Annotated in this window: 12 protein-coding genes; 4 read left to right on the forward strand and 8 right to left on the reverse strand. The window is 67.9% G+C overall.

Features of this window, described 5'->3' with window-relative positions; all coding sequences use genetic code 11:
* Positions 1–6 precede the first annotated feature (6 nt).
* Positions 7–630, forward strand: coding sequence for a TetR/AcrR family transcriptional regulator (locus ACFJGT_RS16065; RefSeq protein ID WP_377839233.1), 624 nt, complete (start codon positions 7–9; stop codon positions 628–630).
* Between the two features lie 3 nt (positions 631–633).
* Here ACFJGT_RS16065 and ACFJGT_RS16070 read toward each other — a convergent pair whose 3' ends face one another.
* Entirely contained in the window at positions 634–2,061 is a 1,428-nt protein-coding gene (locus ACFJGT_RS16070) for a PLP-dependent aminotransferase family protein (protein ID WP_377839237.1), read from the reverse strand.
* Between the two features lie 75 nt (positions 2,062–2,136).
* Between ACFJGT_RS16070 and ACFJGT_RS16075 the strand changes: the two genes are divergently transcribed.
* Positions 2,137–2,760 (forward strand): FMN-binding negative transcriptional regulator, encoded by a 624-nt coding sequence (locus ACFJGT_RS16075; protein WP_377839239.1) that lies wholly within the window; start codon positions 2,137–2,139, stop codon positions 2,758–2,760.
* A gap of 101 nt (positions 2,761–2,861) precedes the next feature.
* Positions 2,862–3,563 (forward strand): metallophosphoesterase family protein, encoded by a 702-nt coding sequence (locus ACFJGT_RS16080; protein ID WP_377839242.1) that lies wholly within the window; start codon positions 2,862–2,864, stop codon positions 3,561–3,563.
* Positions 3,564–3,575: 12 nt separating this feature from the next.
* Here ACFJGT_RS16080 and ACFJGT_RS16085 read toward each other — a convergent pair whose 3' ends face one another.
* The 6 genes from ACFJGT_RS16085 to ACFJGT_RS16110 form a co-directional block, all read right to left on the reverse strand.
* The gene (locus ACFJGT_RS16085) at positions 3,576–4,508 is read right to left on the reverse strand and encodes an ABC transporter substrate-binding protein (RefSeq protein ID WP_377839245.1); all 933 of its coding nucleotides are present in this window, start codon (positions 4,506–4,508) and stop codon (positions 3,576–3,578) included.
* Positions 4,505–5,485: an ABC transporter substrate-binding protein gene (locus ACFJGT_RS16090; protein ID WP_377839247.1), complete on the reverse strand. Its 981-nt coding sequence runs from the start codon at positions 5,483–5,485 to the stop codon at positions 4,505–4,507. The genes ACFJGT_RS16085 and ACFJGT_RS16090 overlap by 4 nt, the downstream gene beginning before the upstream one ends.
* Before the next feature lie 85 nt (positions 5,486–5,570).
* Positions 5,571–7,067, reverse strand: coding sequence for a tripartite tricarboxylate transporter permease (locus ACFJGT_RS16095; RefSeq protein WP_377839251.1), 1,497 nt, complete (start codon positions 7,065–7,067; stop codon positions 5,571–5,573).
* A 7-nt stretch (positions 7,068–7,074) separates the two neighbouring features.
* Positions 7,075–7,539, reverse strand: coding sequence for a tripartite tricarboxylate transporter TctB family protein (locus ACFJGT_RS16100; RefSeq protein ID WP_377839253.1), 465 nt, complete (start codon positions 7,537–7,539; stop codon positions 7,075–7,077).
* Positions 7,536–8,519: a Bug family tripartite tricarboxylate transporter substrate binding protein gene (locus tag ACFJGT_RS16105; RefSeq protein WP_377839258.1), complete on the reverse strand. Its 984-nt coding sequence runs from the start codon at positions 8,517–8,519 to the stop codon at positions 7,536–7,538. The genes ACFJGT_RS16100 and ACFJGT_RS16105 overlap by 4 nt, the downstream gene beginning before the upstream one ends.
* Positions 8,520–8,561: 42 nt before the next feature.
* Positions 8,562–9,332: a hypothetical protein gene (locus ACFJGT_RS16110; RefSeq protein WP_377839261.1), complete on the reverse strand. Its 771-nt coding sequence runs from the start codon at positions 9,330–9,332 to the stop codon at positions 8,562–8,564.
* Positions 9,333–9,453: 121 nt separating this feature from the next.
* Here ACFJGT_RS16110 and ACFJGT_RS16115 point away from each other — a divergent pair, with 121 nt between their 5' ends.
* Positions 9,454–10,422, forward strand: a complete 969-nt coding sequence (locus tag ACFJGT_RS16115; protein WP_377839266.1) for a LysR family transcriptional regulator — start codon at positions 9,454–9,456, stop codon at positions 10,420–10,422.
* A gap of 68 nt (positions 10,423–10,490) precedes the next feature.
* Here ACFJGT_RS16115 and ACFJGT_RS16120 read toward each other — a convergent pair whose 3' ends face one another.
* Positions 10,491–11,792, reverse strand: coding sequence for an MFS transporter (locus ACFJGT_RS16120; RefSeq protein WP_377839275.1), 1,302 nt, complete (start codon positions 11,790–11,792; stop codon positions 10,491–10,493).
* Positions 11,793–12,133 lie beyond the last annotated feature (341 nt).

Genomic DNA, 12,133 nt, shown 5'->3' on the forward strand with positions numbered 1-12,133 from the left:
TGAGCCATGCCGGAACCGAGCACCGCAGCGAAACCCAGGCGCCAGGGCCGCCCGCCGACGATTGCGAACGCACGTGACCGCATCCTCGATGATGCCGCCCGGCTCTTCGCGCGCGACGGCTATGACGGGACCTCGCTCGGCGAACTCGCAGCCTCCGTCGGCATCACCAAGGCGGCGATCTATCACTACTTCCCCAACAAGCAGGAGATCTACGAGGCGATCATCGTGCGCACGCTTGGGGGCCTGCGCCATCACGTCTCGCAGGCGACAGCGCAGGTCTCCGGCCCGGACGAGGCGCTGGCCCGCTTCATGACCGCCCATGCCGATTTCTTCGAGGAGCACTATGACGGCTTCCTCACCATGCTCGTCGGCTATGGCGGCATGGAGAATGTGGTGATGCTCGCGGAGGCGCAGAAGCTGCGCGACGAGCACGAACAGGCCCTGAGGCAGATCATCGCCGAAGGTATCGCCAAGGGCGTATTCCGCCTGGTCGATATCGACACGACGAGCCGCGCCGTCCTTTCGATGCTCAACTGGATGGTGCGCTGGTTCAAGCCCGGCAAGGGCCGCCGCGCGGCGTCCTTCGCTCAGGACTATTGCGACCTGATGCTCGGCGGCCTGCGAAGCTGACTGTCAGCCGATCGCCGCGAACACCTTGGCCAGCCCGGCGACGCCGCGCCGGATCACCCCAACCTCATGCGCCGCGTAGCCGATGACGAAACCCGCCTCGGCTGGCCGCTCCGCGCCGGAAGCATAGAGCGGCCCGATCGGATAGAGGCCGATCCCTGCCTCACGAGCCGCTTCGACGACCGCCGCCTCGCGCTCCGCCGGGACGCCGTTGAGCCACGCCACCACATGCAGGCCGGTATCCGCGCCGGTCACGGTCAGCCGCGTGCCGCATTCCTCGGCGAGAGTCTGCAACAGCGTCGCCCGGCGTTCCGCATTCCGCCGGCGGATGCTCCGGATATGACGCTCGTAGCCGCCGCTTGAAAGGAACTCCGCCAGCGCCTCCTGCTCCAGCAAGGGCGTATGCCGGTCGGTCAGGCGCTTGGCCTCCGCGAAGGCGCGGCAGAGATCGGGCGGTACGACCAGATAGCCGAGCCGCAGCGTCGGCGAGAGCGTCTTCGAGACGGTGCCGAGATAGATGACCCTGTCGGGTGCGGAAGTCTGCAAGGTCGGAATCGGCGCGACGCCATGCCGGTACTCGCCATCGTAATCGTCCTCGACGACCATGGCCCCCGCCTCAGCAGCCCAGTCGAGCAAGGCCCTTCGCCTTGCCGCCGAGAGCACGCTGCCCAGCGGATATTGATGCGACGGCGTGACGTAAGCCAGCCGCGCCGCCGGCAAGCCTTCCGTCCGGATGCCCTCGCGATCGACGGCAACAGACACCGCCACGCCGCCCGAAGCCGCGAAGGCATGCCGCGCCAGCACATAGCCGGGGTCTTCCATGACGAAGCGGTCGCCGGGATTGAGGAGGAGCCGGGCGCAGAGATCGAGCCCCTGCTGCGAGCCGTTGACGACGATGATCTGCTCCGGCGTGCAACTGATCCCGCGGGACCGCCACAGATAGCTCTGCAAAGCCTCGCGAAGCGGCGACGAACCCTGCGGATTACTGTAGCGCAAACGCTCGACCCGGTGCAGGCTCGCCCGGTTGAGCGCCCGGCGCCAGGCCAGCATCGGGAAATCCGCCCCGTTCAGGTCGCCATAACGGAGATCGGCGACGCGATAGGTCCGGAACCGGGCCGGCACAGGCAGGGCAAGCAGGCGCTCCGCAAAATCGGACAAGACCCGCGCGCTCACAGGCGCGGCAACCTCCGGCACAGGCGCCGCCGAGACCCCGCGCGCCACCACGGCCCGCGCACCGGGACGATTGAGCAGATAGCCCTCCGCGATCAACTGCCCATAGGCGGCCGTGACCGTGGTGCGCGACACGCCCCATTCGGCCGCGAGTGCCCGGCTCGACGGCAGGCGGTCGCCGGGGCGGTATTCCCCGCCATGGATGCGCTGCTTGATCGCGGCGATGATCCGCCGGGCAACGCCGTGCTCTTCCAACTGGACCATGGAAAACCTTGGGAACTGGATATTCCCGAAGGTCCAGATTGCAGGCATGACGGCGGCGGCACAAGGAGTTCCCGCATGTACACCCCACCAGCCTTTCGCGACGAGGACAGGGCGAGCCTGCTGGCGACGATCCGCGCCGCGCGGCTCGCCACCTTCATCACCGCGACGGCAGAAGGTCCGCTGGCGACGCCGCTGCCGCTCTTCATGGACGAGAGCGAGGGCGAGCATGGCGTGCTCTATGGCCATCTCGCCAGGGCGAACCCGCAATGGCGCGCGCCCGCGATCGGCAATGGCCTCGCCATCTTCGCCGGGCCGGACGCCTATGTGACGCCGAGCTGGTATGCACTGAAGCAGGAGACCGGCAAGGTCGTGCCGACCTGGAACTACGTGACGGTCCATGCCTCCGGCCCGGTCGAGTTCTTCGACGACGCCGCCCGGCTGCTCGACGTCGTCACCCGCCTCACCAACCTGCACGAGGGCGAGCGCGCCGCGCCCTGGGCCGTCTCCGATGCGCCGGCCGAGTTCGTCCAGGCGCAGTTGCGCGGCATCGTCGGCCTGCGCATGCCGATCGCGACGCTCGAAGGCAAGCGCAAGCTCAGCCAGAACCGCAGCCCGGCCGACCGCGCCGGCGTCGCCGCCGGCCTCGCCGAAAACGAGCGGCCGATGGATCGCCATGTTGCGACCATGATCCCGGTATGAGGCCGGCTGGGCTCGCCTTCGCGACGCGCCCAGCCTAAGCAGGGATGACGGCTGGTCCATGCAGGCATGGATCAGCCGCGACAGCCTTGGCGAACCTACTCATGAAGATCGCGATCATCTCCGACATCCACGGCAATCTCGACGCTCTTCAGGTGTTTTTCGAGAGCCAGGTGCTCCCCGAGAATTTCGACGAACTCTGGGTGCTGGGCGATCAGGTCAATTTCGGCCCGCAGCCGCGCGAGGTCCTGGAAATCCTCCGCGAGCGCGCCGACATCGCGATCCAGGGCAATCACGACCATGCCGTCGGCTTCGACGATGACAGCCACTGGACGCCCGCCTTCCGCGCCATGGCCGAGGCGACGCGCCGCCACACCTCCGCGGAACTCAGCGACGAGCAGAAGCTTTATCTGCGCGACTTGCCTCTGACCGTACAGGTCGAGCGCGGAGGCACGCGCTTCCAGCTCGTGCATGCGACGCCGTCTGATCCGCATTACGGCTATCTGCTGGCCGATACCGATGGCTGGGCGGCGGAGCTCGACAGCGTCGATGCCGACGTGCTGCTGGTCGGGCATACGCATACGCCCTTCATTCGCCGGATCGGCAACAAGACCGTGGTCAATCCCGGCAGCATCGGCCAGCCGCGCCGGGGCAAGCCTCGGCCGAGCTATGCGATCTGGCAGGACGGCGTCTTCGAGCTTCGCAATTACGACTATCCGATCGAAACGACGGTCGCGAAGCTTCAGAAACTCGGTCATCCCCCGGAGGTCGAGGCGGAACTGGTCCGCATCCTCCGGGAGGGCTGATCGGTCAGGCTCTCAAGCCGGGCGAAGCTGCGCGAAAACCTCCTGCGCCTTGAGCGGCCGCGTCTCCGGGAAGGCCCGTGCCAGCAGGTCGAGGGCCTCCTGCAGGCGCGCCGGATCGACATCGCCGTCGCGCACGCCCGGCCGCTCGGCATGGTTCATCTCGATCGCAAGCGTGCCCTTGAGGCGACGCAGGTTGATCGCACGGTCGAGCTGGGGCCGCATCTCCATCACGGCATCGATCCCGGCTTCCGGATCGGCGCGCAGGTCAGCGAAGCCCTTGGCGACTGCCTCGACCAGCGCTCGCGCCAGGCCGGCATCGGCCAGCAAGGCCGGCGAGGCCAGCAGGGAATTGCCGTAGAAGGACGGCAGCCAGTCGCGGTACTCGATGAAGCCGACCTTGTCCTCGATCGAGAGGCCCTCCTCCGAGAGCGAGGCCTTGATCGTGTTCACGAAACCGAAGACGCCGTCGCAATCGCGCGTCTCGACCATGCGCCGCACCATCAACCCGAGCGAATCCTCGGCGAAGACCAGCTTGACGCGGGAGGCATCGACGCCTGCCGCCACCACGAGCGCCGGGAACATCTGCAAGGCCGCGTCATAGGTATGGCCGAGCACCGTGCGCCCTTCCAGGTCGCGCGGCGTCGCGATGCCCTCGCCCGTCCGGACGGCGATGGTCAACGGCGTCTGGTTGAAGGCGGCGTAGATCGCCTTCGGCCCGCTCTCCGGCGGCAACCCGCCGAGCGCAAGCGCCAGGGCGTTGAGGTCGCCATAGGCCGCGTCATAAGCGCCTCCGAGCAGTTCGGGGATGACGGCGGAAGCGCCCTTCCCGGCCTGCCAGTCGATAGAGATCCCGGCAGCGGCCAGGTAGCCGCGGCGTTCGGCGAGGGCGAAGCCGGCATGAGGGCCGGCGAAGGGGCCGTTCAGGAGGATGCGCAGGCGTTTCAAGCGTCGGCTCCTTGGGTCTGGCGGGTGCGGGCCAGCGCGGCGGCCGGCGGCAGGAATCGGGCGGTGAACAGGCGCTCAGTCGCGGGCACCTGCGGCAGCTTGATCGCGCTGGCATGGCGGCGGACGCTCTCGCCGAAGCGCGCCGTGTCGATCATGCCGAGGCCGAGCCGCTCGCCGTCGGGATGGGCAAGCTCGACCGCGATCGTGGTCCTCCAGCGGATGCGCTCGACCTCCCGGTCGGCTTCCGGCGCGAAGCTCAGCACGGCATCGAGCGCGGCTTCCTCGTCGGCCAGCGCCTCGGCGACGCCGCGATTGATCGCCGCGACCAGCCTGGTCAGCGCCTCCGGCTCCTCCGCGATGACGCGCGGCGAGGCCATGAAACCGCTGCCATAGAAGAACGGGGCGTAATGGTCGTAGCGCAGCCAGCGCAGTTGCGCCGCCGCGTCCTTGCCCTGCGCCGCCAATGCCGCGGTGATGGTGCTGACATAGCCGAACAGGCCGTGCGGGCCCCGCTCGGAATCGAGCCGCGCCACGAGCTCGGCCATGGCCCCGTCGGCGGTCTCGACCTTGACGGCATCGGGATCGAGCCCGGTCGCCTCGGCGAAGGCCCGGAAGGTGCGCAGGCCCACATCGGACGCATGCCCGATCATATGCTTGCCCTTGAGATCGGCCGGCGTCGCGATCGTGCTGCCGGCGGGCACCGCGACCGCCGCCGCCGAGGCATTGAACAGCGCATAGACGCAGGTCGGTGCGCGCTCGGGCTCCGCCGCCGCGACCTCGATCAGCGAGTTCAGGTCGCCATAGGCGAGATCGAAATCGCGGGCGACGAGCCCGGGCGCGGCGTTATAGGCGCCCGTGCCCGGCGTGAACTCCAGTTCGACGCCGGCCTCGGCGACATAGCCGCGCCGGATCGCCAGCAGCAGCCAGGCCTGCGGCCCGCTGAAATTGGCATTGAGAAGCATCTTGAAGCGTTTCATCGCGGATGGCCTTGTTCACGGGGAAAAAGTGGCCGCGGAGCACCGTAGTCATGCGCGTGCGCTCCGCGGCCCAGTGGAGACCCCGTCATTCTTCCTTGAGCGTGTCGCGCGCCTGCCGGAGGCTCGGCAGCAATACGACCATGAGCAGCGCGGCCGCCGCCAGCAGCAGTCCCAGGCTGAGCGGCCGCTCCCAGAACACCGAGAGGCTGCCGCGCGACAGAAGCATCGCCCGCCGGAGGTTCTCCTCCATCAGCGGCCCGAGGATCACGCCGAGCAGCAGCGGCGCCGGCTCGAATTCGAGCTTGATCAGGATGTAGCCGAGGATGCCGAAGGCGACCGTCAGATAGACGTCGAAGACCGCGCTGTTGATCGAATAGACGCCGATGCAGCAGAACAGGATGATCGCGGCATAGAGCAGCCGGTAAGGCACCTGCAGCAGCTTCACCCACAGCCCGATCATCGGCAGGTTGAGGATCACCAGCATCAGGTTGCCGATCCACATGCTGGCGATCATGCCCCAGAACAATTCGGCATGCTTGACCATGACCTGCGGGCCGGGCGTGATACCCTGGATCGCCATCGCGCCCGCCATCACCGCCATCACCGCGTTGGACGGCACGCCCAACGTGAGGAGCGGGATGAAGGAGGTCTGCGCGCCGGCATTGTTCGCGGCCTCCGGCGCCGCGACGCCCTCGATCGCGCCCTCGCCGAAGCGTTCCGGCGTCTTCGATATCCTCTTCTCGACCGCATAGGCGGAGAAGGAGGCGAGCAGCGCGCCGCTGCCCGGCAGGATGCCCAGCGCCGAGCCGATCAGCGATCCCCGCAGGATCGCCGGCGTCGCCGCCTTCATCTCCTCGCGGGTCGGCATCAGGTCGCGGAACGGGATCGCCTGCGGGCGGATGATCTCCTTCTCGAGATTGAAGATGATCTCCGACAGCCCGAAGAGGCCGACGGCGAGGCAGACGAAGTTGATGCCCTCCGCCAGCGCCGGCACGTCGAAGCTCATGCGCGGCAGCGGACTGTTCGGGTCGGTGCCGACGAGGCCGAGCAGGATGCCGACCAGGATCATCATCACCGCCTTGAGCAGCGAGCCGCTGGCCAGCACGATCGCGGCGATGAGGCCGAGCACCATCAGCGCGAAATAGTCGGATGGCCCGAACTGGAGCGCCACCTTCGACAGGGCCGGCCCGAACATCGCGACCAGCAGGGTCGAGACCGTGCCGGCGAAGAAGGAGCCGATCGCGGCGATGGCGAGCGCAGCCCCCGCCCGTCCCTTGAGCGCCATCTTGTAGCCGTCGAGCGCCGTCACCAGCGACGAGGCCTCGCCCGGCACGCGGGCCAGGATCGCGGTGGTCGAGCCGCCATATTGCGCGCCGTAATAGATGCCCGCCAGCATGATCAGCGCCGAGACCGGCTGAACATGGAAGGTGGCGGGCAGCAGCATCGCCATGGTCGCGACCGGGCCGATACCGGGCAGCACGCCGATCAGCGTGCCGACGAAGACGCCGAGCAGGCAGAAGCCGAGATTGGTCGCGGAGGCCGCGACGGAGAAACCGAGGGCAAGGTTGCCGAGCAAATCCATGGCGCGATCACCTCGGCAGGATCGGAATCGCCAGCCCGAGGAGCTGGACGAAGATGAAGGCGGAGGCTAGCGCGAGGCAGACCGCGAGCACGGCCATTTCCCAGAAGCGGGTGATCGGGCTCGCGAAGCTGCAGACCATGATCAGGATGACGATGGCGATGATGATGCCGAGGCTGTCGATCGTCAGCCCGAACAGCGCGAGCGCGAGCGAGATCACGGCCAGAGGCCTGATCTGGAAATCCGGTAGCGGCTTGCCCGGTTTGAGCAGGGCTGCGGCGATCATCACGGCGCCACCCGCGATGATCAGCCAGGACACGGTGGCCGGCAGATATCCCGGCCCCATCTGGCGCAGCACGCCGCGTTCGAGGTCCCAGGACGCGGCGAGGCCGAGCAGCCCGAGTGCCGTAACCAGCACCCCGGAGGCGAGTTCGGCCCGGCCCGGCCGGACGGGGGAGAGGCTCGGTTCGCTCATTGTCCGGCGGCTCCGGCGGCGATGATCATCGGCCGCCACTGCTCGATCTGGTCGGCGACGAAGGTGGAGAATTCCGCCGTGGTCATCGGGTCGTAGTAGTTGCCGATCTTGGCGAACTGGTCGGTAATGGTCTGGCGCCGGCAGATATCGGCGAGCGCGGCGCTCATCTTCTCCGCGATCGCCGGCGGCAGGTTGGCGGGGGCGCTGATGCCGTGCCAGTTCTTGACCGAGACGTCGAAGCCCATCTCCTTGAAGGTCGGGATGTTCGGCACCGCCGGCAGGCGCTTGTCTGAAGTGACGCCCAGACCGAAGAATTCGCCGGCCTCGATCTGCGGCACGCTGGTGACGATGCCCTCGAACTGCAGGCCGATGATCCCGGCCGTGAGGTCGATCCGGAGCGGCCCGGCGCCGCGATAGGGCACATGCAGGATGTCGATTCCCGCCGCCCGGCAGAAGGTGTTGCCGGTGATATGGCCGATCGAGCCGACGCCGCTCGAACCGAAGCTCAGCTGGCCGGGATTGGCCTTCGCCTTGGCGATCAGCTCGGCGACGGTTTTCACGCCGACATTGGCATGCGCCACCAGCCCGCCATAGGTCGCGCCGAGATAGCAGACATGGGTGAAGTCCTTGACGACGCTATAGGGGATCTTCTTGAACATCGTCGGCGCGATGGTGAAGGGCGCGTTGTTCGAGAGCAGGAAGGTGTATCCATCCGGCTGCTCGCGCCGCAGGATGTCGCCCGCGACCGTTCCCCCGGCGCCGGGGCGATTGTCGACCACGAATTGCTGGCCGAAATGCTCCGACAGAGCCGGCGCGATCACCCGGGCGACATAGTCGCTGGAGCCGCCGGGCGGGAAGGAGATCAGGATTCGCACCGGCTTCGTGGGCCAGGCGGGCTGCGCCCGGACCACGGCGGGGCAAGCGAGCGCGGAGGCCGCCGCGAGCTTGCCGAAATGCCTGCGTGTAAGGGTTGTGACCATGACCGTTCGTCCTCTGAGCAGGCCGCTGACGGGCCCTTGTTGTTATCGGGGAGAGGCTGGACTTAGCGCCGCGTCGGGAGGCTTGTTCCGGGGCGGGTCGTCGAGGAGGGCGAGCGCGACGTCGAAGCCGACGGTGGTGGAATCGAAGACCGGCACGCCGAGGCCGGCGCAGCGGCGCGACAGCGCATGGCCGCCCAGGTTCGTGCTCCAGATCAGCAGGCCATCCGCCTCCGCACCGGCGCAGAGATCGGCCGCCGCGGCGATCAGGTCGTCATCGGTCACCGCCGCCGCATCGAAATTGTCGGAGATGCCGAGCGCTACCGAGGCGATCACCGCGATGCCTTCGTCGCCGAAGGTGCCGGCCAGCCGCTCGCAATCCTCGCGGCCGCCTTGCGCGATCAGCGCGATGCGGCGGATGCCGCTGGCCTTGAGGACCCGGAGCGTCGCCAACGCCGTCGTCGTGGCCGGGACGCCGGCGATCTCCTCGATCATCCGGCATAGCGCCCGGTCGGGCTCGAAGCCGAGCATCGCGCCGCGCGTCGCGTTCCAGAGAATGACGTCGGGCCGCGAATCCGAGAGCAGCCGCGTCGCCTGGCGGAAGCCCTCGAGCTCGTAGCCGTCGTTCGGATGCCCGTCATAGGGCACGCGGGTCATGCAGATATCGAGCTCGGGACGGTCCTGCCGAATGGCATGGGCGACGCGCTCCACCGTCCGGTTGGAGGATGGCAGCACCACCCCGACCGTCGGCCGATGCACGGCGCCTGGCCCGTTGCGGCGCGGGTTGGGCTGCCTGATGCGTCCGGCGTCGGTCATGCACGCTCCCCCTGCGCCATGAGGGCTATGAGCCCGTTGACGTAGGGAAGGATCGGCGCTTGGATCGTTGCCGTCTAGCTCAGAATTTGGAACTCTCCATTCTCAAAATTAGGATGGCCTGATGCGTGCCTCCCTCGTCCCCGCCGCTCTCCGTTATGTCGAGCAGGTCGCCCGGTCGGGCTCGATCCAGAAGGCGGCGCGCGAGCTCCATGTCGCAGCCTCGGCGATCGACCGTCACATCCTGCTGCTGGAACGGGACTTCAACATGGAGCTGTTCGAACGGCTCCCGCGCGGCATGCGCCCCACCGCGGCGGGCGACGTCATCATCGCGCTCGCGCGGAACTGGCTCGCCGACGAGCGCCGCGCCGCCGCCGACCTGCGCCAGCTCCAGGGCGTCGACCAGGGCCATACCCGGCTGGTCGTCATGGACAGCCATGTCAACGGCTTCCTGCCGCGACTGATCCGGGGCCTCAATGCCGAGCACCCGGCGATCTCGCTCGATGTCGAGGTCGCAAGCCCCGACGCGGCCCTGACCGCGCTGGTCGGCGACGCCGCCGACATCGCCGCCGTCTTCAACCTCGTGCCTCGCCGCGAGATCCATGTGCTCTGGAGCGCCGCGCTGCCGGTCGGCTGCGTCATCGCCCCGACGCATCCGCTCGCCGGCGCCGGCTCGGTCAGCTTCCAGGAGGCCGCCACCCATCGCATCGCCCTGCAGAGCCGCGCCCTGACGATCCGGCGCTATCTCGACATGCACCATGGCTGGCTGTTTTCGGACCCGCGCCGGGCCGTGGTGACCAACTCGCTCCAGCTGGTGAAGCAGCTCGCGCTCGAAGGCGAATATCTCGCCTTCACCTCGGAGCTCGACACCGCTCCCGAGCTGATGAACGGCTCGCTCGTCTTCCTGCCGATCCGCGACACCGCCGTCGAGCCGCAATCGGTCAGCGTCGCGATCGATGCCCGCAGGCCGCTCTCGCGCGTCAGCCGGATCGTCTCGGAGCGGCTCGTCGAGGAGATCGCCGGCTGCCTCGCGGCGGTGCGCGTCAAGTCGCGGCCATCTATCGGTGACAGCGATGGCAAGTCGTTTTCCTAGAGGCGATGGTCCGTCAGCGAGGATGAGAGCGCGGCTGGCAGAACCGAGGCCTGCCGACTCGTGCTCATCTAGGCCGGCCGGCCGCTATAGCGCAGCAGTTCCGGCACCCGGATCGCCAGGATGACGATGAGGGCCGCGAGCAGGACCCCATCGACGAGCGCGACCATGGCGACGCCGTAACGTTGGGCGGCCGCGCCGAGGATGATGGTCGCCAGCGGCATGATGCCGATGGTGAGCTCCTGCAGCCCCATCACCCGCCCCTGGACCCGCGGCTCGGTCATCATCAGCAGGAGCGTGGTCTGCATCACCACGAAAGGCGCCGAGCACATCCCCATGACCGCGATGATCACGAAGGAGAGCGGCAGCCAGGTCGAGAGCGCGAAGGCCGCCCAGAGCAAACCGCAGCATGCCGTGCCGACGAGGAAGATACCGCCCTTGAAGCGGAAATCGCCAAGCGCGGCGATGGTCAGCGATCCGATCAGCCCGCCGATGCCCGTCGAGGTCAGGAGCCAGCCGAGACCTTCGGCATCGAGCCCGAGATGGACCTTGGCGAAGACCGGCATGAAGGCCGCCTGGATCGGCCAGATCAGGATGTTCGACAGGAGGGTTGTCAGCAGCACCGCGCTGGCGAGCCGGCTGGAGAAGACGGCCTTCATGCCGCCGGTCAGCGAAGCCAGGAGGGTTTCGTCGGCATGGCGCGCGCTCGCCCGGCCGATGCCCCGCAGCCGCCAGAGCGCCAGGAACGAGAACAGGTACCAGAAGGCCGAGACCCAGAGCGCCACGGCCGGGCCGAAGGCCGCGATCATCGCCCCGCCCAGCGCCGGGCCGATGATCTGCGTCATGTTCATGACGATGGAATTGAGTGCATTGGCGTTGCTGAGGCTGTCGCGCTCGACCAGTTCGGAGACGAGCGCATAGCGGGCCGGCTGCGACGGCGATTGCGCCATGCCGATGCAGAAGCCGCCGACCACCAGCCCCCAATAGGTGATCACCCCGAGCGAGACGAGCGTCGCGATCACGGACATCGTGCAGAAGGCCCAGCCGGCAGCGATCAGCAGCAGGCGGACACGGTCGAACCGGTCCGAAATGACGCCGCTCAGCGGGCCTAGCATCAACGGCGTCAGGCGCGCCGCCGTGAACAGCGCGACCGAGAGCTCCGAGCGGGTGATGTCGAAGACAAGCCAGCCCAGGACCAGCGTCTGCGTCCACAGCCCGGCAAAGAAGAACAGGTTGGAGATCCACAGCCGCCGGTAATTCGGAAAGCGGATCAGGGACGAGGCGATCCTGCCGCCCAAGCCGGCCGGATTGGCCGGGCGCGCAGTCGCATCCCAGCGCCCGCCCTCGCCGTCCTGCCGATCCGGCGTCCGCATGCTTCAGTCCCGCTCCTTTGCGGCCTTCGCCATCGCACCGCCGCGACAGATCGGCGGCGATGTCGGATCGCCTCAACCCTGGTCAGAGGCCAGCCGGCGCGTCTCAGCGAGGTTAGGCCCGCCGCCATTCTTCATGAAATTAAATATCCAGATAGTCGGCATTCACTTTGAACATGATCCCCAGCCGCGCGACTGCGGCGGAAGAACCACTCGGGCGGAAACGCGGCCTGCCTCGCCGTCGCCAGCCGCAGCCACGGGTTCGGTGGCGGCATCGCTCCGTCCGGGCAACAGCACGATCTGCCCTCGAAACACATAGAATAATTCGATCAATAGGGATCAAA

Source organism: Allobosea sp. UC22_33 (assembly GCF_042700715.1).
Classification (GTDB): domain Bacteria; phylum Pseudomonadota; class Alphaproteobacteria; order Rhizobiales; family Beijerinckiaceae; genus Allobosea.

What these genes read in the sequence shown, in the direction of transcription:
- ACFJGT_RS16075 (WP_377839239.1), top strand. Translation starts at nt 2,137, where the DNA reads ATGTACACCCCACCAGCCTTTCGCGACGAGGACAGGGCGAGCCTGCTG.
- ACFJGT_RS16080 (WP_377839242.1), top strand. Translation starts at nt 2,862, where the DNA reads ATGAAGATCGCGATCATCTCCGACATCCACGGCAATCTCGACGCTCTT.
- ACFJGT_RS16065 (WP_377839233.1), top strand. Translation starts at nt 7, where the DNA reads ATGCCGGAACCGAGCACCGCAGCGAAACCCAGGCGCCAGGGCCGCCCG.
- ACFJGT_RS16115 (WP_377839266.1), top strand. Translation starts at nt 9,454, where the DNA reads ATGCGTGCCTCCCTCGTCCCCGCCGCTCTCCGTTATGTCGAGCAGGTC.
- ACFJGT_RS16120 (WP_377839275.1), bottom strand. Translation starts at nt 11,792, where the DNA reads ATGCGGACGCCGGATCGGCAGGACGGCGAGGGCGGGCGCTGGGATGCG.
- ACFJGT_RS16090 (WP_377839247.1), bottom strand. Translation starts at nt 5,485, where the DNA reads ATGAAACGCTTCAAGATGCTTCTCAATGCCAATTTCAGCGGGCCGCAG.
- ACFJGT_RS16105 (WP_377839258.1), bottom strand. Translation starts at nt 8,519, where the DNA reads ATGGTCACAACCCTTACACGCAGGCATTTCGGCAAGCTCGCGGCGGCC.
- ACFJGT_RS16110 (WP_377839261.1), bottom strand. Translation starts at nt 9,332, where the DNA reads ATGACCGACGCCGGACGCATCAGGCAGCCCAACCCGCGCCGCAACGGG.
- ACFJGT_RS16100 (WP_377839253.1), bottom strand. Translation starts at nt 7,539, where the DNA reads ATGAGCGAACCGAGCCTCTCCCCCGTCCGGCCGGGCCGGGCCGAACTC.
- ACFJGT_RS16070 (WP_377839237.1), bottom strand. Translation starts at nt 2,061, where the DNA reads ATGGTCCAGTTGGAAGAGCACGGCGTTGCCCGGCGGATCATCGCCGCG.
- ACFJGT_RS16095 (WP_377839251.1), bottom strand. Translation starts at nt 7,067, where the DNA reads ATGGATTTGCTCGGCAACCTTGCCCTCGGTTTCTCCGTCGCGGCCTCC.